This window comes from Curvibacter sp. EU05-FHT14A10 (genome assembly GCF_058791075.1).
In genome coordinates this window covers 32037-49575 of the sequence record NZ_JBYTDE010000019.1, presented here as the reverse complement: position 1 = coordinate 49575, position 17539 = coordinate 32037, and the positions used below count along the sequence as shown (strand labels likewise).

Annotated in this window: 19 protein-coding genes; 5 read left to right on the top strand and 14 right to left on the bottom strand. The window is 68.1% G+C overall.

Features of this window, described 5'->3' with window-relative positions; translation table 11 throughout:
- Positions 1-5 precede the first annotated feature (5 nt).
- The 8 genes from AC3WUT_RS25920 to AC3WUT_RS25885 form a co-directional block, all read right to left on the bottom strand.
- The gene (locus AC3WUT_RS25920) at positions 6-980 is read right to left on the bottom strand and encodes a M14 family metallopeptidase (RefSeq protein ID WP_492349948.1); all 975 of its coding nucleotides are present in this window, start codon (positions 978-980) and stop codon (positions 6-8) included.
- Positions 981-984: 4 nt separating this feature from the next.
- Complete coding sequence (locus tag AC3WUT_RS25915; protein ID WP_492349947.1) at positions 985-1974, bottom strand: Bug family tripartite tricarboxylate transporter substrate binding protein; 990 nt, start codon at positions 1972-1974, stop codon at positions 985-987.
- 165 nt (positions 1975-2139) lie between these two features.
- Positions 2140-3036, bottom strand: a complete 897-nt coding sequence (locus AC3WUT_RS25910; RefSeq protein ID WP_492349946.1) for a LysR substrate-binding domain-containing protein — start codon at positions 3034-3036, stop codon at positions 2140-2142.
- A 40-nt stretch (positions 3037-3076) separates the two neighbouring features.
- Positions 3077-3901 carry an orotidine-5'-phosphate decarboxylase gene (gene pyrF / locus AC3WUT_RS25905; protein ID WP_492349945.1) on the bottom strand — a complete coding sequence of 275 codons (825 nt, stop codon included), beginning with the start codon at positions 3899-3901 and terminating at the stop codon, positions 3077-3079.
- Between the two features lie 82 nt (positions 3902-3983).
- Positions 3984-4790: a uracil-DNA glycosylase family protein gene (locus tag AC3WUT_RS25900; RefSeq protein WP_492349944.1), complete on the bottom strand. Its 807-nt coding sequence runs from the start codon at positions 4788-4790 to the stop codon at positions 3984-3986.
- Entirely contained in the window at positions 4787-5239 is a 453-nt protein-coding gene (rimI, locus tag AC3WUT_RS25895) for a ribosomal protein S18-alanine N-acetyltransferase (protein ID WP_492349943.1), read from the bottom strand. The genes AC3WUT_RS25900 and rimI overlap by 4 nt, the downstream gene beginning before the upstream one ends.
- Before the next feature lie 8 nt (positions 5240-5247).
- Positions 5248-5937: a tRNA (adenosine(37)-N6)-threonylcarbamoyltransferase complex dimerization subunit type 1 TsaB gene (gene tsaB / locus AC3WUT_RS25890; protein ID WP_492349942.1), complete on the bottom strand. Its 690-nt coding sequence runs from the start codon at positions 5935-5937 to the stop codon at positions 5248-5250.
- Between the two features lie 15 nt (positions 5938-5952).
- Entirely contained in the window at positions 5953-6945 is a 993-nt protein-coding gene (locus AC3WUT_RS25885) for a DMT family transporter (protein WP_492349941.1), read from the bottom strand.
- A 92-nt stretch (positions 6946-7037) separates the two neighbouring features.
- Between AC3WUT_RS25885 and dacB the strand changes: the two genes are divergently transcribed.
- The 4 genes from dacB to AC3WUT_RS25865 all read left to right on the top strand — a co-directional run bounded on the left by dacB (position 7038) and on the right by AC3WUT_RS25865 (position 11274).
- Positions 7038-8507, top strand: a complete 1470-nt coding sequence (gene dacB, locus AC3WUT_RS25880; protein WP_492349940.1) for a D-alanyl-D-alanine carboxypeptidase/D-alanyl-D-alanine endopeptidase — start codon at positions 7038-7040, stop codon at positions 8505-8507.
- Positions 8508-8520: 13 nt separating this feature from the next.
- A complete protein-coding gene (locus tag AC3WUT_RS25875; RefSeq protein WP_492349939.1) occupies positions 8521-8784 on the top strand; it encodes a SemiSWEET transporter in 264 nt (87 codons plus the stop codon).
- Positions 8785-8922: 138 nt separating this feature from the next.
- The gene (locus AC3WUT_RS25870) at positions 8923-10539 is read left to right on the top strand and encodes an alpha/beta hydrolase family protein (protein WP_492349938.1); all 1617 of its coding nucleotides are present in this window, start codon (positions 8923-8925) and stop codon (positions 10537-10539) included.
- A gap of 27 nt (positions 10540-10566) precedes the next feature.
- Positions 10567-11274: an OmpW/AlkL family protein gene (locus AC3WUT_RS25865; protein WP_492349937.1), complete on the top strand. Its 708-nt coding sequence runs from the start codon at positions 10567-10569 to the stop codon at positions 11272-11274.
- A gap of 167 nt (positions 11275-11441) precedes the next feature.
- Here AC3WUT_RS25865 and AC3WUT_RS25860 read toward each other — a convergent pair whose 3' ends face one another.
- Genes AC3WUT_RS25860 through purE form a run of 4 tightly spaced genes read right to left on the bottom strand, consistent with a single transcriptional unit; the run spans position 11442 to position 15133 of the window.
- Entirely contained in the window at positions 11442-12383 is a 942-nt protein-coding gene (locus AC3WUT_RS25860) for an SGNH/GDSL hydrolase family protein (RefSeq protein ID WP_492349936.1), read from the bottom strand.
- Positions 12384-12426: 43 nt separating this feature from the next.
- The gene (locus tag AC3WUT_RS25855) at positions 12427-13416 is read right to left on the bottom strand and encodes an L-threonylcarbamoyladenylate synthase (RefSeq protein WP_492349935.1); all 990 of its coding nucleotides are present in this window, start codon (positions 13414-13416) and stop codon (positions 12427-12429) included.
- Positions 13417-13436: 20 nt separating this feature from the next.
- Positions 13437-14636: a 5-(carboxyamino)imidazole ribonucleotide synthase gene (locus AC3WUT_RS25850; protein WP_492349934.1), complete on the bottom strand. Its 1200-nt coding sequence runs from the start codon at positions 14634-14636 to the stop codon at positions 13437-13439.
- Positions 14633-15133, bottom strand: coding sequence for a 5-(carboxyamino)imidazole ribonucleotide mutase (purE, locus tag AC3WUT_RS25845; protein WP_492349933.1), 501 nt, complete (start codon positions 15131-15133; stop codon positions 14633-14635). The genes AC3WUT_RS25850 and purE overlap by 4 nt, the downstream gene beginning before the upstream one ends.
- 106 nt (positions 15134-15239) lie before the next feature.
- Between purE and trxA the strand changes: the two genes are divergently transcribed.
- Positions 15240-16199, top strand: coding sequence for a thioredoxin (gene trxA, locus AC3WUT_RS25840; RefSeq protein ID WP_492349932.1), 960 nt, complete (start codon positions 15240-15242; stop codon positions 16197-16199).
- A gap of 187 nt (positions 16200-16386) precedes the next feature.
- Here trxA and AC3WUT_RS25835 read toward each other — a convergent pair whose 3' ends face one another.
- Both AC3WUT_RS25835 and AC3WUT_RS25830 read right to left on the bottom strand, forming a co-directional pair.
- Positions 16387-16761 carry a ribbon-helix-helix domain-containing protein gene (locus AC3WUT_RS25835; RefSeq protein WP_492349931.1) on the bottom strand — a complete coding sequence of 125 codons (375 nt, stop codon included), beginning with the start codon at positions 16759-16761 and terminating at the stop codon, positions 16387-16389.
- An 81-nt stretch (positions 16762-16842) separates the two neighbouring features.
- Positions 16843-17424, bottom strand: coding sequence for a DJ-1/PfpI family protein (locus AC3WUT_RS25830; protein WP_492349930.1), 582 nt, complete (start codon positions 17422-17424; stop codon positions 16843-16845).
- Positions 17425-17539: the final 115 nt, after the last annotated feature.

The window sequence follows — 17539 nt, the reverse complement described above, 5'->3', positions numbered from 1 at the left end:
CCGCCTCACAAGGGGCTGCGGCGCGCGAAGCGCACCACGGTGACGCCGGCGCGGGCCTGGCGCACCGAGGGCATCACCAGCACGCAATCGTCGTAGGGGGTGGTGACGGGCTCGCCGTCGTTCCAGCCGATCACGGTGCCGGCTTGCTCGATCACCTCCAGGCCCTGGAAGGGTTCGACAAAGCGGAAAGCCGGGCTGCGGGCCACCACCGGGCCCGTGACTTCCAGGGCCCATTGGCGCGGTGCAGGCGCCTGCAACCAGCCCGGCAGGGCCGCCAGCAACACCGCCTCATCGACCGCCCCGGCCTCACGCAGAAAGCGCAGGCAGGCGTCCTGGGCCACGCTGCGGCTGGACAGATCGCCATGGAAGCCACACTCGATGAGCAGCGAATGGGTTCCGTTGTCGGCCAGCTCGTCAATCCGGCCGAAGCGGCCGAAGTCGCGCATGCGCACGCCATCCTTGTGCCCGGCGTCGACCACGATGTGCTCGGGCGCGCCCAGGGCCCGGGCCAGCACCCGATTGCGCGGCTGCACACCGGTCAGCAGCAGGGGTTGACCCCGCTCGTGCATGGAGTGCAGGTCCAGCAGCCAGTCGGCCTGCTCGACGAAGGGGCGCAACTGGGCCGCGCGCCGGCGCTCCTGGCTGCCACCGGCTTCGATGCGTTCGACCACCCATTGACGGTTCAGGTCTTCGTCGACAAAGCGCGAGGCGTCATGGTTCAAGGGGTCGAAACGGTCGAACGCGGCCAGATTGCAGAAGGCCAGGGTGAGCCGACCGCGCTGGGGCCGCAGCCCCGCCTGCAGCAGGCCCAGCAAAGCCCAGGCACCGCACAGCTCGTTGCCGTGCACCAGGGCACTGATCATCACGTGGCGCCCGGGCTCGGCGCCGTCGAACTGCCACACACCTTCGACACCGGTGTTGCCAGCGCGCCAGGGGCCCAGATCGGGACAGGGCAGCGCAAATTCAGGGGATGCGGTCACGGGGTCACTCCTCGATGCGGGCAAATTCAACAATGTGCTTGTACTTGGCGCTTTCTTCGACCATGAAGCGGGCCAGGTCGAGCTGCGGGTTGGCCACGGTGGAGCCCGTCTCTTCGAGCTTCTTGCGCACGTCGGGGGCCTGCAGCGTCTCGGCCAGCGCCTTCTTCAGGCGGGCCGTCACCGGCTCGGGCAGGCGGGCCGGCCCCAACAAGGCAAACCAGGAGCTGATGTCGATGTTCTTCAGGGCCGGCGTCTCGGCCACGGCAGGCACATCGGGGGTGGCGGGCGAGCGCTTGCGCTCGGTGGTCCCCAGGGCCACCAGCTTGCCGCTCTTGATCAGGGGCAGGCCGCTGGACAGCACGAACACACCGTAATCCACATTGCTACCCAGCAAGTCGGTGGTCAACGGAGCCACGCCGCGGTAGGGGATGTGGGTCATGAACAGCCCGCCCTGGTCCTTGATCATCTCGCCAGCCAGGTGCAGCGCCGTGCCCACACCCGAGCTGCCGTAGGTGAACTTGCCCGGGTTGGCCTTGACCTGCTTCATGAAGTCGGCCACGGTCTTGACGCCGGTGCGCGGCGAGGCCACCAGCACCATGGGCTGCGAAGCGATCAAGCCCAGGGGGGTGAAGTCGCGCAGCTCGTACTTGACCGAGGCCGGGGCCACCAGGCGTTTGATGGCGATCTCGTTGTTGGCCCCCACCAGCAGGGTGTAGCCATCGGCCGGCGCGCTCGCCACCTTCTGGGCGCCAATGGCGCCCCCGGCGCCACCCAGGTTTTCGATCACCACCGGGGTGCCCAGGCGGCGCGACAGCTCAGGGCCGATGGTGCGGGCCATCAGATCGGTGCTGCCACCCGCCGGGTAGCCCACGACCAGCGTGACAGGCTTGTCAGGATAGCCCTCGGCCTGGGCCAGCAGCGGCAGGACGCTCAGAGCGCCCAGCAGTGGCCAGAGCGCACGACGGCGCTGAGACAAGGGAGGTTGAGTGTTCATGACAGGCTCCGGACAAGACAAAACGTGGCAGAAAAGGGGCAGTGATCAGAGCTGCAGCCATCGGGCACAACCCCCCGATCGCCTGCAGCCAGCCGATTGTCCGGCCTACAGACCCAGGCTTGGTGCCAAAACAGCACCGGGTGGTGCCATTTTCAGCATCCGGCCTCAGAGCAGGCTCTCGCTGCGATGCCAGACCTGCTCGGCCAGGGCCGACAGACGCCGCTTGGGGCGGTAGAGCCGCACCTCGAAGCGGACGGCCAGGCGCGGATCACCCACCCGGCACAGACGACCTTCGTGCAGCGCCCCGGCCGCCAGAGAGACCGGGAGCCAGGCCACGCCCAGGCCCTTGAGCGCGTACTCCAGCAAGGCATCGGCCGAGTCGCACTCAATGACCCGGCGCAGGGCTGGGGCCTGGGGGTGATGCGCCAAGTGGTCCTGCACCAGACGGCCCAGAGCCAGGCTGTCGGCATAGGCCAGGTAGGCGGCGGCCGTCCCGGATGCCAAGGCATGCAGCGGTGTCCCACCGGCATCGCATTGGCTGACCGGCACCAGTTCGTCGCGGGCCAGGGTCAGGTGGCTGTATTGCCGTGCCGGGATCTGCAGGGCCAGCAGCGGGTGGTGGTAGGTGAGCATGAAATCCACCTCGCCGCGCTCCAGCAGGCGGGTGGTGTCGGCCAGGGCCCGTGTGCGGATCAGCACCTCAGCCTGGCCCAGCTCGGGCTGCAACTGGCACAGCCAATCAGCCACCAGGGTGCGTGCCAGGGTGCGGCCGGTGGCCAGGCTCAGGGTCTGCTGTTCGCGCCCGGCCGCACCCCGCAGGGCGTCATGGGCCTGACCCAGGCCCTGCAACAGGTGGCGGGCGTCCTGCAGCAGGCTGTCGCCGGCGGCCGTGAGCGTCACCGGGCCGGGGCCGCGCTGCACCAGCGGGGTGCCGGCCCATTCCTCCAGGGCCCGGATGCGGCGCCCAAAGGCCGGATGGGTGACATGGCGCAGCTCGGCGGCGCGGGTGAAGCTGCGCGTCTGCGCCAGCACCACCAGGTCTTCGAGCCACTTGACCTGCATGGCGATGATGGCGGATGGGGGAAAGGCGCCGGGCCGGGGCTCAGCCGCGGGCGGCTTGCAACAGGTCGCGAGTGCGCAGGGCCTCGCGACGGGCCGCCTCCTGAAAATCGTCACCCGACGAGGCGTAAAGGATGGCGCGCGACGAGTTGACGACGATGGGGGCACCGGGTTTCCAGCCGGCTCGCACCGTGGCCACCGCGTCTCCCCCCTGGGCCCCCACGCCCGGGATCAACAGCGGCAGCGTGGGCGCCAGGGCCCGCACGCGTTCGATCTCGGCGGGGTAGGTGGCGCCTACCACCAGGCCCAGCTGCCCATTCAGGTTCCAGGGGCCCTGGGCCAGGCGTGCCACATGTTCGTACAGCAGGGGCTGGCCTTCGACCGAAGCCAAGCGCTGGTTCTGCAGATCGTCGCCGCCTGGGTTGGAGGTGCGGCACAGCAGGAAGGCGCCCTTGCCTTCGTACTTGAGATAGGGTTGCACCGAATCAAAGCCCATGAACGGCGACAGCGTGACCGCATCGGCGCCGTAGCGGTCGAAGGCTTCTTTGGCGTACTGCTCGGCGGTCGAGCCGATGTCGCCGCGCTTGGCGTCCAGGATGATGGGCACGTGGGGCGCGACTCGGCGCATGTGCTCCATCAGGCGCTCCAGCTGGCCCTCGGCCCGGTGCGCGGCAAAGTAGGCGATCTGAGGCTTGAAGGCGATCGACAGATCGGCCGTGGCATCGACGATGCGGGCGCAGAAGTCGTAGATCTTGTTGGCATCACCCTTGAGCTGGGCCGGGAAGCGGGCGGGCTCAGGGTCCAGGCCCACGCAGAGCATGGAGCCGTTTTGTTGCTCGGCGTTGCGGAGCATGTCGAGGAAGGTCATGAGCGCCATTTTAAAGAGGTGCCCGCCCGCAGCGCGATCAACGGGCAGGTTGGGCCTGGCAAAAGGTGCCAGCAGGGGGCGTTCAACCCAGGGCCAGACACAGATCGGCCCAGGCCCGCGCCTTGTCGGCCTGGGCCCGCAGCAGGTAGGGCGCATCGTAGGTGACCACCGCCGGCACCCCGTGCAGATCGTGCACGCGCCCGCGCAACCGACCCAGCGGCTCATCGGTGCCCAGGGCTTCACGCGCCGCGGTGCGGCCCATCAACAGCACCCGATGCGGCTGCCGGGCCTGCAGCAGGTCGGCCCAGGCCAGGGGTTCGGCGCCCTCGTCGGCAGCCCGCCGGGCCAGGCCGGCCGCCCACACCTGGGGCGTCTTGTGCAGGCCCATGGCGCGCAGCATGTTGTCGAGCAGGCGGGCGGCCGGCCCCCCGTCTTCGGCCAGGGGGTCGTCGCCCGGCCAGATGGCCTCGGTGACCACCAGCCAGCCGCCCGGGGTGGCCGGGCTGGCATACAGGGCCTGTGCAGGCAGCAGGCGCCAGGCGCTGGCGGCGCCGGCCAGCACGCGCCCCGGGGCAGGGGCGGCGGGGCGGGCCACTGGCGCCTGGGAGGTGGCAGGGCTCGCAGGGCGGGCCGGGGCGACAGGGGCGACAGGGGCGACAGGGACGGCCGGGGCGGCGGCAGGCGCACTGCTCCGCTGGGGCATCACCGCAGCCGCCCCGACCGAGGGCGGAATCGGGGGCTGAACCGGGGTCTGAGCCGGGGCCAGGACGACAGCCTGGGACGGCGCCCCCACCCCCGACGCCCCCTCTACCGGGGCCTCGGGCCACCAGAAGGGGATGTGCATCTCGTCCAGCATGGCGCGCTGGCGCGGGTCGAGGTTCAGGCTCATAGTTTCAGGCTCATCACAATCGCGTCTTCACGCCCTTCAAAGGCTGGATAGTAGGCCTTGCGCACGCCCACCCGCTGGTAGCCATGGGCCAGGTACACCGAGTAGGCCCGGGCATTGGACACCCGCACCTCCAGCCACAGCCACTGGGCGCCCTGCCCGCGCGACCAGGTGGCCAGGGCATCGAGCATCACCCGCGACCAACCCTGACGCTGAAATGCCGGGGCCACGGTGATGTTGAGCAGGTGCACCTCATCCACACCTTTCATGGCCACAAAGTAGCCGATCAGGCGGTCCTCGCCCACCAGCACCTGGGCCTGGTAGCCCGAGCGGATCGAATCCAGAAAATTGCCCCGGCTCCAGGGGTGGGTGTAGGCCTGTTGCTCGATGGCCAGCACGGCGTCCATCCAGGCCTCGGTCATGGTCTCGAATCGGGCTTCGCTCACGGACATGGTGCACCTCAGGATTGCGACTGGCGGGCCGCCTTGTCGGCCTCGCGTTCGGCGGTGGTCTGGGCCACCTTGTCGCGGATGTACAAGGGCAGGGCCTGTTCGGCGGGCACCGCCCGACCCGCCTGCCACAGTGCCGGTGCCAGGCGCAGCAAGGCGGTGGCGGTGGGCAACAGCGCCAGGCCCGGGGCGCCAGCCAGCCGCCCAGGATAGGCCGCGGCGGCACTGCCGGCCAAGGTCCAGTCCGGGGGCACCACCACGCTTTCGGGCGCGCCCAGGGAGAAATCGGCGGGCACCTGCCACTGGCCGTCCAGCCATTCGCAAGGCGCGCTGTAGACCTCGTTCATGCGAGCGTCCAAAGCGGCCACCACCCGGGTGCAGCCGTGCTGGTGGCGCGCCTCTTCGGCCACGGCCAACAGCGTGCTGACAGGCAGCACCGGCAGGCCAGCCCCGAAGGCCAGCCCCTGAGCCACCGAGCAGGCGGTGCGCAGGCCGGTGAACGAGCCCGGGCCACTGCCGAACACGATGGCATCGAGTTGATGCAGCGTGAGGCCGGCCTGGGCCAGCAGCGCCAGCAAGGCCGGGATCAAGGTGGCCGAAGACTGGGCGCCGCCGGCGCCCTCTTGCTGCCACACGGCCCCGCCCCGCCCCACAGCCAGCGAGAGGCGTTCGGTGCTGGTGTCAAAAGCAAGAAAATTCATATTCAGGGACCGCCATCAATGCAGGCTTTTGGCCGGCTTGGAAAAAAGAGAAAACAGCCCGGCCGGACGCGAGGGCAGAACCCCCGCCGCAATGCCTGCCGTGACCAGGGCCAGGCCGAGCATCAGGTTCCAGTGCATGGGCTCGCCCAGCAGCCAGACAGCGCCCAACGCCGACAGGCCCGGCACCAGCGCCGTGATCATGGTCGATCGCACCGGGCCGAAGTATTGGATCATGCGCGTGAAGGTGATGCCCGAAATCACCACCGAGCCCAGTCCCTGGAACAGCAGTTGAAAGACGATTTCCCCCCAGGGCGCTGCCCCCAGGCGACTGGGCAGCAGGCCCGACTGCGTCAGCAACAGAAAGACAGGCACAAAGCTCAGCAGCGCCAGCGCGGTGACGGCCATCGTGGCCCGTACCGCGTCGGCCCCGGTGCGGCGCACCAGCACGCTGTAGGTGGCCCAGCAGCTGCTGGCCGCCATGAACAGCAGATCGCCCTTCCAGACCGTGCCCTGGCCCGACAAGGCGCCCAACAGGCTGGCGCCCCCCACCAACAGGTCGCCCAGCAGGATCAGGCCCAGGCCGAACACCCGCACCGCCGGCAAACGATCGCCCAGCAGCCAGATGCTGAGCAGCGAAGCCCACAACGGCAGGCTGCCGGGCATCAGGACCGAGCCGTGGGCAGCCGGGGCAAAAAAGAACCCGCTGTAGGCCAGCACGGCATAGGCCAGGCCACCGAACAGGCCCAGCACCAGCGTGGGCCGCAAGGGCAGTGGCGACAACCCGCCCAGCGAACCACTGAAGCCCGCCGGGCTGCGCCGCTCGCGGCGCGCGCGCCACAGCGCCCAGGGCATCAGCACGGACGAAGCCCCGACGATGCGCAAAAAGGCAATGTCAAAGGGACTGAGGGTGCGCTGGGCCGAGGCTCGGGCGATCACGATGAAGGCGGTCCAGATCAGGACCGTGACGACGGCGGACGCCAGGCCCACCGCACGGGGAGAAAAACGCATGGGAGGATTATCCCGAAATGCCTCGGGGCTGACGGTGCCATGTCAAGATCCGGGGCCAGACTGATCCCCCTGCGATGAAACAAAGCCGTTTGATGACGCTGTCAACCTCTTCTTACCCAGCCCCTGTCCGAGCCCTTTCTCGCCTGCGCACCCTGCTGACCGGAGGCCTGCTGCTGGTCACCGCGCTGGCGGCCTCTGCCGCGCCCCCCCTGCCCCCCGAGATCGAGGCCGCGCTGCAGCGCTCGCGCCTGCCACGCGATTCGGTGGCCCTGCTGGTCAGCGAGGTGCAGGGGCAGCGCCCGCCCCGTCTGGCGCTGAACCCGGGCACGCCCATGAACCCCGCCTCGGTGACCAAGCTGATCACGACCGAGGCGGCCCTGGAGCTGCTGGGGCCCGCCTTCAGCTGGCAAACCCCGGTGTACCTCGACGGCACGGTGCGAGAGGGGACGCTGCAAGGCAACCTGATCATCAAGGGCCAGGGCGACCCCAAGCTGGTGCTGGAGCGCCTGTGGCTGCTGCTGCGGCGGGTGCAGGGCCTGGGCATCCGCCAGATCAATGGCGACATCGTGCTGGACCACAGCGCTTTCGAGCTGCCTGCAGCCAACCCGGCCGACTTTGATGGCGAACCCCTGAAACCCTACAACGCAGCCGCCGACGCGCTGCTGATCAACTTCCGCTCGCTGGTGCTGACCTGGGTGCCCGACCCGGCTGCGGGCCTGGCCCGGGTGCAGTTGGACCCGCCGTTGGCCGGTGTGCAATTCAGCCCCACCGTGCCGCTGCTGGCTGGCGAATGCGGTGACTGGCGCAGCCAGCTCAAGGCCCAGCTGGCCGACCCGAACCGCCTGAGCTTTGTCGGCGGTTACCCGGCCAGTTGCGGCGAACGCAGCTGGCCCCTGGCCTATGCCGAACCGGCCAGCTACAACGCCCGTGCCCTGGAAGGCCTGTGGAAGGACATGGGGGGCCGCCTGGGGGGCCAGGTGCGCGACGGGCTGGTGCCGGCCGGCCTGCAACCCATCTTCAGCCTGGGCTCACCCCCTCTCGCCGAGGTGATCCGAGACATCAACAAGTACAGCAACAACGTGATGGCGCAGCAGCTGTTCCTGACGCTGAGCCTGCAGCAAAAAGGGGTGGGCACACCATCAGGCTCGCGCGAGGTGCTCGGCCAGTGGTGGCGGCGGCGCTTCGGTGAAGCCGATCTGCCCAGCCTGGACAACGGCTCAGGCCTGAGCCGGGACACCCGCGTGAGTGCCCAGGCCCTGACGCGGCTGCTGCAGGCGACCTGGGCCGGCGGCACCATGCCCGAGCTGCTGTCATCCCTGCCGCTCAGCGGTGTGGACGGCACGCTGCGTCGCATGGGCAAGGACAACGCTGCCGTGCAGGGCGCGGCCCACCTGAAGACCGGCAGCCTGCGCGACGTCACCGCCGTGGCCGGTGTGGTGCATGGCGCCAGCGGCCGGCGCTACACCTTGGTGGCCATGGCCAACCACCCCAATGCCAACGCCCTGCGCCCGGTGATCGAGGCCTTGATCGCCTGGACCGCACGGGATCAGAACCAGCCCTGAACCGCCCCACCCCATGTCTCTCACCGACCTGACCGGCTACCTGGCCGCCTGCCTGACTACCTGCAGCTTTGTGCCCCAGGCCTGGCTGACCTTCAAGACCCGGGACGTGCGGGGCATTTCGCTGGGCATGTACAGCGTGTTCACCGTGGGCGTGGCGCTGTGGCTTCTGTACGGCCTGGCGCTGGGGGCCTGGCCCATCGTGGCGGCCAACGCAGTCACCCTGAGCCTGGCCGCCAGCATCCTGGTCATGAAGCTGCGCTACCGGCAGGCCGACTGACCCACCTGACCCGCCTGAAGGCCTTGACAGTGGCCAAAATGGCCTTGGTAGTTTCCCGCTGACGACCCAGGTATCGCCAGCGTTACGATGGAGCGACGCAAAAACGAACGGTCGTTCTATTTTTAACAGGAGACATCCATGCGCCATTTCATCGGCCTCGCGCCCATTGTTGCGGCCCTCTTGCTGGCAGGGTGCGGCGGGGGCGGTTCTGACACCGGAGGCAGCACCACCACCGACAACAGTGGCAGCCGCGGCTCGCTGCAATACAACCCGCCTCTGCGCGTCACCGGGCTGAGCGCCAGCGACTTCCAGACCCAGCTCAGCGCCAGCGCCACGGGCAAAGGCCTGCTGGCCGTGGCCGGCACGCCGAAATGCGGGGTCAACTTCCATTACATCCAGTACGGCACCGTGGGCGGTGCAGGTGAAGCAACCAACGGCACTGGCGCCCTGATGGTGCCCACGGGCACCGACCCCGCCTGCAGCGGCGCCCGCCCCATCGTGCTGTATGCCCACGGCACCACCACCGCCAAGGCCTACAACATCGCCAACATCCTGGATTCGAGCAACGACGCCTATGGCGAGAGCGCCCTGGTGGCCGCCGCCTTTGCGGCGCAAGGCTTCATCGTGGTGGCGCCCAACTACGCCGGCTACGATGCCTCCAAGCTCACCTACCACCCCTACCTGAACGCTGATCAAGAGTCCAGGGACATGATCGACGCCCTGACCGCGGCTCGCACGGCGCTGCCCAATGTCGGCGGCACCGATTCGGGCAAGCTGTTCATCACCGGCTACTCGCAGGGTGGCCACGTGGCCATGGCCACGCACCGGGCGCTGCAGGCCCTGGGCAAGAGCGTGACGGCCTCGGCCCCACTGTCGGGCCCCTACGCCCTGGCTGCGCTGGTGGACGCGGTGTATTACGGCAACGTGAACCTGGGTTCGACCATCTTCACCCCGATGCTGAGCACCAGCTACCAGAAGGCCTACGGCAACCTTTACAACAGCACGACCGACATCTACAGCAGCAACTTCGCCACCGGCATTGAGTCTTTGCTGCCATCGACCAGTTCGCTCAGCACGCTGTTGACTCAAGGCAAACTGCCACAAACGGCCCTGTTCAGCAGCACGCCACCCACCGCACCCGCAGGCTCGCCGGCCGCACTGCAGGCCACCTTGAACGCGATCACGCCGCCGACCACCCCGGCCGCTCTGGCACCGCTGTTCGCACTGGGCTTCGGCAGCAACCCGCTGGTGACCAACAACGCACGCCTGGCCTTCCTGCTGGACGCGATGGCCAACCCCGATGGGGCCGTGCCCGCCACCACGACCGGCCTGCCCGCCAGTGCGCCGACCAACACCATGCGTCAGGCGTTCAAGGCCAATGACCTGCGCAACTGGACGCCCACACGCCCGGTACTGATGTGTGGCGGCAATGCGGATCCCACCGTGTTCTACAGCGTCAACACCCAGTTGATGGCCAAGCTGTGGAGCGCCCCCTCGCCCATGGCCATGGGCACCGGCCTGCTCAATGTGCTCGACGTGGACTCGGCCGTGACCAGTGCCAGCGACCCGTTCGCGGCAGCCAAGGTCGGCTTTGCCACGTTGAAGGCCTCGACCGCCGCTGCGGCCGTGTCCGCAGGGGCCACCGACGGGGGCGCCAGCGCCGTGGTGCAGGCCTACCACGGCAGCCTGGTGCCGCCGTTCTGCACGGTCGCCGCGCGCGGCTTCTTCCAGCAGGTGCTGGCCGCCGGCCTTTGAGCCCCACCCACGACGCAGGAGACAAACATGACATTCCGGCTGAACCCTCTCGCCCTGGCCCTCGCCCCCCTCTTGCTGGGTGGCACAACGGCCTGGGCCCAGGACAACATCTTCCGTGTGGGTTACACCCAGGTGCAACCCAACTCATCGGCCAGCGACGCCACAGGCCCCTTTCTGCTGCAACCGAACTCGGGCGTGAGCCTGACGGTGAAAGACCAGAGCACGCTGTTCTTCTCTTATGCCCGCAAGCTGGATGACCGGCTGGAGGTGGAACTGGCCATGGGCGTTCCGCCCACCCACGACGTCGCTGCCAAGCTGAACCCGGCCATCGTGCCGGGCTACATCGTGTCGGCCTATCAAGGGCAGACCATTGCCAAGATCAGGCAATTTGCGCCCACGGTGTTCCTGAACTACAGCTTTGGCGACAGCAGCAGCGCGCTTCGCCCCTTTGTCGGCGTGGGGGTCAACTACACCAAGTTCGACAAGCGCAGTTCCACCAACATCGGCAACTCGCTCAATGGCGGCCCCACCGACATCCAGCTCAGCGACTCCTGGGGGCTGGCGGCCCAGGTGGGCCTGGAATACCGCATCAACGACAAGTGGTCGTTGCATGGCTCGCTGGCCACCGCCCGCGTCAAGACCACCCTGACCGCCACCACCGCCGGCGCGGCCCGGGTGATGGACATCACCTTCCATCCCGTGGTGCTCACGATGACGGCCGGTTACCGGTTCTGAGGCAAAACGCCCACGCGCTGAAGGCCCCGCACGCGGGGCCTTTTTCATGGGGCTTTGGGCGGCACCGCGCCTTGAGCGGAGCGGCCATGAAAAAAGGGGGCTTGAGCCCCCTTGGTTGTCGGTGCCGGCACCGCGGCCAAAACCGCGTACCGTGTGCCTGCGCCGGCTTACCAGCGCGCCTTCATGCGACCGTAGGCGTAGGTGCCATACAGCACCTGCGCAGCGGGCGTGAAATACAGCTTGTCGGCAAAGGTGTACTTGGTGTAATCGATGCCACTGGCCAGGGTGCTGGTGGTGCACAGGCTGGAGTTGACCTGGCCGCTGCCAATGCCGATGCCGGCGCCGCTGTCGGTCGAGGTGCAGGCGACATTGGTCGAATCGGTCAAGGAGTAGCTGGTCGGCGAGGCAATCACCAGGTTGTAGTAGTAGGCCGCGTCGATGTAGAGCACGTTGGCGCCCAGATCGTTGATCGCCAGCAGCAGGGCGCTGTTGTACTTGAGCACCGCATTGCTGATCATGCTGGCCTGGCCGGTGCCCACGCCCCAGGGCGACTTGCTGACGTCGTACAGGCCCGACACCACCACGTACTTGGCACCCGCCGTGACCAGGCGGCGCACCTGGGTGCCCATGTCCGTGCCGGCCTGGGTCATGGCGGCCGCGAAGCTGGCCGAATTGCTGCTGTTGGCGTTGTAGCTGACCAGCAGATCGCTCAGGCCACCATTGAGCAGCACCACATCGTTGGCCCCAAACTTGTCTGCGGCAAGGAACTTGTCGACCTGCTGCGAAACGGTCAGCGTGCTGCCACTGACATCGTCGGGCGTGCCCACAATGCGGGCATGACCCCGGGCATAGCTGGTGCCGCCCGAAGCCTGGGTGACCAGGGTGCCACCATAGCTGGTGGCCACCTGCTGCGTCCAGACATTGACCGTGCTGTCGTTGACGGTGTAGCGTGAGCCGGATTGCCCCAGATCACTGAGGCCATCGCCGAAAGCGATGAAACGCGAGGGCGCCAGGGCCGACTCGATGGTGCTGGAGCCGCAGGCCGAGAGCACGGCGGCCGATGCACAAGCCGCCAGCAACACAGCGCGGCGCAACCATTTTCCAGTCATTGAAATCTCCAAAAGATAGCCGGTAGTTTAACGAGGGCCAGTATCACGCTGCGGCAGCGCGTTGCAAGCGATCGAGCACCCCTTCCCAGGCCGGGGTCGCGGGCGGGGTTTCGATCCAGATCAGTTTCACGCCAGCCTGGTCAAAGCCACGCAGGGCTGCAAACAGCTCGCGGGCGGCGTCTTCGGCCTGCTCGGGCATGCGCCGCAGCAGCACGCCCGGCGCAGGGGTGCGCAAAGGGCTGCGGGCATAGACCGCCACCGCACTGGCCTGAGGCCCCAGCACATCCAGGGCGGTCTGCAGGGCCTGGGCCGTCATCAGGCGCACCTTGGCCTGGGGGGCGTAGTGGGCCTCCAGGGTGCCCGAGGCCCGCGGATCGGGGCTGGCCAGCTCCTCACGCGTGCGCAGGGGCTGGCCGCAGGCGGCCTCGATCTGCTCACGCGTGACACCGCCGGGGCGCAACAGCACCGGGGCGCCCCGGGTGCAATCGACGATGGTGGACTCGATGCCCACCTCGCAGGCGCCACCCTCAAGCACCAGCAAATCATCGCCGAACTCGCCCTGCACGTGAGCCGCCGTGGTGGGGCTGACCCGGCCAAACAAATTGGCGCTGGGCGCCGCCAGCCCGTGCACGCCCAGGGCTTCGCAGGCCTGGAGCAGCGCATGGGCCACGGGGTGCGAGGGGCAGCGCAGGCCCACCGAGTCCTGGCCAGCCGCCGCAGCAGAGCCGGCTTCCGGGCGGCGCGGCAGGATCAGCGTCAAGGGGCCGGGCCAGAAGGCCTGGATCAAGCGCTGGGCGAACGCAGGCACCTCGCGGGCAAAGGCGCTCACGCCCTCCACCCCGGCCACATGCACGATCAGGGGGTGGTCACTGGGCCGCCCCTTGGCCGAAAAAATACGCGCCACAGCCGGGTCACTGCCGGCATCGGCCGCCAGGCCGTAAACCGTCTCGGTGGGCAGGCCCACCAGTTCGCCGCGCGCCAACGCCTGGGCGGCACTCAGCACCGCGGCGGGGTCTTGCCCATCAAGAATCATGGTGTCGGACTCCGGCCAGCTCAAAAAGGCGCCATGCCGAGGATGGCTGCGGCCTGCAAGGCCTGCGTGCGCACCGCGTCGGGGCTGGGGCCGGTGAAGTTCAGGTGCCCCATCTTGCGGCCCCGCTTGGCATCGAGCTTGCCGTACAGATGCAGGTGCGCACCGGGCAAGGCCAGGATGCGGTCCCAGGCCGGGGTGCGTTGCTGATCGCTGCCGGGCTCGAACCACAAATCGCCGAGCAGGTTGAGCATGATGGTGGGGCTGTGCAGGCGCGGCTGCACCAGGGGCAGGCCGACCATGGCACGCACCTGCAGGTCGAACTGCGACAGGTCGCAGGCATCGATGGTGTAGTGGCCACTGTTGTGCGGGCGGGGGGCGATCTCATTGACCACCAGCGAACCGTCCTGCAGCACAAAGAACTCGACGCACAGCACGCCCACGTAGTCCAGCCCCTGCGCTACCGAACGGGCGGCCGCCACGGCCTGTGCCGCCACCTCGGCGCTCACATTGCCCTCGAACACCTCGGTGACGGCCAGGATGCCGTCGCGGTGCAGGTTGCGCTGCACCGGAAAGTTGACTTGCTGGCCGGTCGCGTCACGCGCCACGATGACCGAGCACTCGACCGCCAGGGGCAGCATTTTTTCGAGCACGCAGGGCACCTGCTTCAGGTCTTGCCAGGCGGCCGCCAGCTCGGCGCGGGTCTTGACCCGCACCTGGCCTTTGCCGTCGTACCCCATGCGGGCGGTCTTGAGGATGCCGGGCAGCAGCGCGGCTTCGTCCAGCGCGGCCAGCTGGGCTTCAGTCTCGATCACGGCATAGGGCGCACAGGGCACGCCACAACTCACGAAGTGGGCCTTCTCGCGGGCCCGGTCCTGGGCGATGGAGACGGCCGAGGCGGCGGGCGCCACCGGCCGCTGTTCGGCCAGGGTGGCCAGCGCCTGCGCCGGCACGTTTTCGAACTCGGTGGTCACCGCGCTGCACAAGCGGCTCAATTCGGCCAGTCCCTGGGGATCGAGGTAATCGGTCTGGATGTGGTGGTGGCTGACACGGCCGGCCGGGCTGGTCGGGTCCGGGTCGAGCACGGCGGTGAAATACCCCATCTGCTGGGCCGCGTGCACAAACATGCGACCCAGTTGGCCGCCGCCGAGCACGCCCAGGGTGGTTTCGCCCTGGGAAGCAGGCAAGAGGGGTTGGCGTGGTGTGTTCGTCATCGTCGTCATGCCGCGGGCGGCAGTGTCATGGCGCGGGCCACTTCGGTTTGTTCGGCACGGAAGGCCTCCAGGCGCTGGCGCAGCGCCGGGTCTTCACCCGCCAGCAGGGCCACCGCAAACAAGGCGGCATTGGCGGCACCTGCCGCACCGATGGCAAAGGTGGCCACCGGGATGCCCTTGGGCATCTGCACGATGCTGTGCAGCGAATCCACGCCCTGCAGGTGGCGGCTGGCCACTGGCACGCCCAGCACGGGCACCGTGGTCTTGGCGGCAATCATGCCGGGCAGGTGGGCGGCGCCCCCGGCCCCGGCGATGATCGCTTTCAGGCCCCGGCCGACGGCGGCTTCGGCGTAGGCGAACATGTCGTCCGGCATCCGGTGCGCCGAAACCACCCGGGCTTCGTGGGCGATGCCGAATTGCTGGAGAATCTGGACTGCATGCTGCATGGTGTCCCAGTCACTGCTGGAACCCATGACCACGCCGATTTGAATGCTGCTGCTTGTCATAGGCTGTAAGGTTCGGTGCGGGCCAGCAGGTCCGTTTGGGCCCGCCACAGCCGGGGACACCGGGTTGCAACCCTGAATTTTACTTTTAGGCCCAGAAGGCTACGAAATGATTGACGTCACGATCCAAAACTTTGAAACCGAAGTCATTGCCGCTTCGATGAGCACACCCGTGCTGGTGGACTTCTGGGCCGACTGGTGCGGCCCCTGCAAACAACTGGGTCCACTGCTGGAAAAGCTCGAGGAAGACTACGCAGGCCGCTTCAAACTGGTCAAGATCAACGCCGATGAGGAACAGCAGCTGGCGGGGGCTTTCGGCATCCGAAGCCTGCCCACCTGCATTTTGCTGATGGGTGGCAAGCCGGTGGATGGCTTCATGGGGGCGATTCCCCCTGCAGAATTGCGGGCCTTTCTGGACAAGCATGTGCCTTCCGAAGAAGCGCTGCTGGCCGAAAGCGAGACCGAAGAGGCTGAGGCCCTGCTGGAGTCCGGCGACACCGAAGCGGCCATGGCGAAGCTGGCCGACGCCGTGGCCGCCGACCCGGGCAATGACGATGCGCGCTTCGACTACGCCCGACTGCTGATCGCCGAGGGTGGCTTCGAGGAGGCCCGTGCCCTGCTGACCGAGCCGCTGAGCCGCATCCCCAAGCCGCTGCGTTTTGAGGCCCTGCTGCACTGGATGGAAGCCCTGGCATTCGTGAGCACCGATGAACGCGGCCAGTGGGCACTGACCGATTTCGATGCCCGCATCGCCGAGAACAAGCGCGACTTCGAGACCCGCTTTGCCAAGAGCCGCATGCTGATCGCGCTGGGCGACTGGACCGGCGCCATGGATGAGTTGCTGGAAATCATCATGCGCGACAAGACCTGGAACCAGGAAGCGGCGCGCAAGACCTTTGTGGCCATCCTGGAATTGCTGACCCCGCCCAAGCCCAAGGCCAACGCCGCAGAGGCCGCCGGCAAGAGCGCGGGCGGCATCGAACTGGCCGGCAAGTCGGTGGCCGAGCTGGATCCACAGGCCGAGCTGGTGTCAAAGTACCGGCGCAGGCTGAGCATGGCGTTGAACTGAGGCCCCCACGCTCCCTCACTTCGTGTGGTCGCTGCCCCCCGGGGGGGCCGCAGGCCGCCTTGGGGCGGCCCGGCGCCGGCCTGTTCACTTCGTTGCAGGCCTGCTGGATGAAGACAGAGGCCTGAAGGCCCCTGCGCTCGCTCACTGCGTCCCCCCCCCGAGGCGGCCACGGGCCGCCTGGTGGTCGTCAAGCCGCGTGCCGAGTCGGGTGAGGGGTGGGGCGGTGGTGTTCTGTCGCGAGCACCCGCTCCGGGTTGAGGCTGCGGATGGGGATGCTGGTGTCCTGGGGGATGCCGCCGCTGAGTTGCAGGGCCATGTAGCGGCCGCAGCAGACGCGCAGGAAGGACGCAAAGTTTTCGACGCTGCCGCGTTCGGCCTGCAGTTCGTCATGAAGCCTGGCGCACAGTTGGGGCACGCTCATGCCGTCGCGTGCGGCGATTTCTTCGAGCACCTGCCAGAACAGGTTTTCCAGCCGGATGCTGGTCGCCACGCCGTGCAGGCGCACGGAGCGGGCGCGGTTATCGTACAGGCGCGGGTCGGCGCTGATGAACACCTGGCACATGGGGTTGTCTCCTGGGCAGGCTCGCATCTTCGCGGCCGGCCGGGCGGGCCGTCAAGTCACATGACGGCCTTTTCTCGGGCCTCAGTGGGTAATACGGGTGCCCAGCACGTGCAAGAACTGGGCGATCCAGTCCGGATGGGCCGGCCAGGCGGGGGCAGAAACGAGCTTGCCGTCGGTGTGTGCCTTGTCGACGGCGATGTCGGCGTAGCGGCCCCCAGCCAGTTCCACCTCGGCGCGACAGGCCGGGTAGGCGGAGCAGGTGCGGTCTTTCAGCACGCCGGCGCCCGCCAGCAACTGAGCGCCATGGCAGATGGCGGCCACGGGCTTGTCGGCGTCAAAGAAATGACGCACCGCCGCCACCACGGCAGGGTAGGTGCGCAGGTACTCGGGGCCGCGGCCGCCGGGCACGACCAGGGCGTCGTACTGGTCGGGGCGCACCTCGGCGAAGGTGGCGTTGAGCACAAAGTTGTGCCCAGGCTTTTCGCTGTAGGTCTGGGCGCCTTCGAAATCATGGATGGCCGTCTTGATGGCGTCACCCGCCTTCTTGTCGGGGCACACCGCATGCACCGTGTGGCCCACCGCCAGCAGCGCCTGGAAAGGCACCATCACTTCGTAGTCTTCGCAGTAATCCCCGCAGATCATCAAAATCTTCTTGCCAGCCATGTCAGTCTCCTTTGGGTTTGAGGCGACTTGATTGTTCTGGCTGCCCGCGACGTGCGGGTGTTATCGGGTTACTACAAAGCACATCGGGGTCGCAGGCCCTGCCACCCCTGCGCTG

What these genes read in the sequence shown, in the direction of transcription:
- AC3WUT_RS25915 (WP_492349947.1), bottom strand. Translation starts at nt 1,974, where the DNA reads ATGAACACTCAACCTCCCTTGTCTCAGCGCCGTCGTGCGCTCTGGCCA.
- AC3WUT_RS25855 (WP_492349935.1), bottom strand. Translation starts at nt 13,416, where the DNA reads ATGATTCTTGATGGGCAAGACCCCGCCGCGGTGCTGAGTGCCGCCCAG.
- AC3WUT_RS25850 (WP_492349934.1), bottom strand. Translation starts at nt 14,636, where the DNA reads ATGACGACGATGACGAACACACCACGCCAACCCCTCTTGCCTGCTTCC.
- AC3WUT_RS25910 (WP_492349946.1), bottom strand. Translation starts at nt 3,036, where the DNA reads ATGCAGGTCAAGTGGCTCGAAGACCTGGTGGTGCTGGCGCAGACGCGC.
- AC3WUT_RS25860 (WP_492349936.1), bottom strand. Translation starts at nt 12,383, where the DNA reads ATGACTGGAAAATGGTTGCGCCGCGCTGTGTTGCTGGCGGCTTGTGCA.
- tsaB (WP_492349942.1), bottom strand. Translation starts at nt 5,937, where the DNA reads ATGAATTTTCTTGCTTTTGACACCAGCACCGAACGCCTCTCGCTGGCT.
- AC3WUT_RS25865 (WP_492349937.1), top strand. Translation starts at nt 10,567, where the DNA reads ATGACATTCCGGCTGAACCCTCTCGCCCTGGCCCTCGCCCCCCTCTTG.
- AC3WUT_RS25900 (WP_492349944.1), bottom strand. Translation starts at nt 4,790, where the DNA reads ATGAGCCTGAACCTCGACCCGCGCCAGCGCGCCATGCTGGACGAGATG.
- trxA (WP_492349932.1), top strand. Translation starts at nt 15,240, where the DNA reads ATGATTGACGTCACGATCCAAAACTTTGAAACCGAAGTCATTGCCGCT.
- AC3WUT_RS25875 (WP_492349939.1), top strand. Translation starts at nt 8,521, where the DNA reads ATGTCTCTCACCGACCTGACCGGCTACCTGGCCGCCTGCCTGACTACC.
- AC3WUT_RS25870 (WP_492349938.1), top strand. Translation starts at nt 8,923, where the DNA reads ATGCGCCATTTCATCGGCCTCGCGCCCATTGTTGCGGCCCTCTTGCTG.
- AC3WUT_RS25885 (WP_492349941.1), bottom strand. Translation starts at nt 6,945, where the DNA reads ATGCGTTTTTCTCCCCGTGCGGTGGGCCTGGCGTCCGCCGTCGTCACG.
- AC3WUT_RS25835 (WP_492349931.1), bottom strand. Translation starts at nt 16,761, where the DNA reads ATGTGCCAGGTGTTCATCAGCGCCGACCCGCGCCTGTACGATAACCGC.
- purE (WP_492349933.1), bottom strand. Translation starts at nt 15,133, where the DNA reads ATGACAAGCAGCAGCATTCAAATCGGCGTGGTCATGGGTTCCAGCAGT.
- dacB (WP_492349940.1), top strand. Translation starts at nt 7,038, where the DNA reads ATGACGCTGTCAACCTCTTCTTACCCAGCCCCTGTCCGAGCCCTTTCT.
- AC3WUT_RS25830 (WP_492349930.1), bottom strand. Translation starts at nt 17,424, where the DNA reads ATGGCTGGCAAGAAGATTTTGATGATCTGCGGGGATTACTGCGAAGAC.
- pyrF (WP_492349945.1), bottom strand. Translation starts at nt 3,901, where the DNA reads ATGACCTTCCTCGACATGCTCCGCAACGCCGAGCAACAAAACGGCTCC.
- rimI (WP_492349943.1), bottom strand. Translation starts at nt 5,239, where the DNA reads ATGTCCGTGAGCGAAGCCCGATTCGAGACCATGACCGAGGCCTGGATG.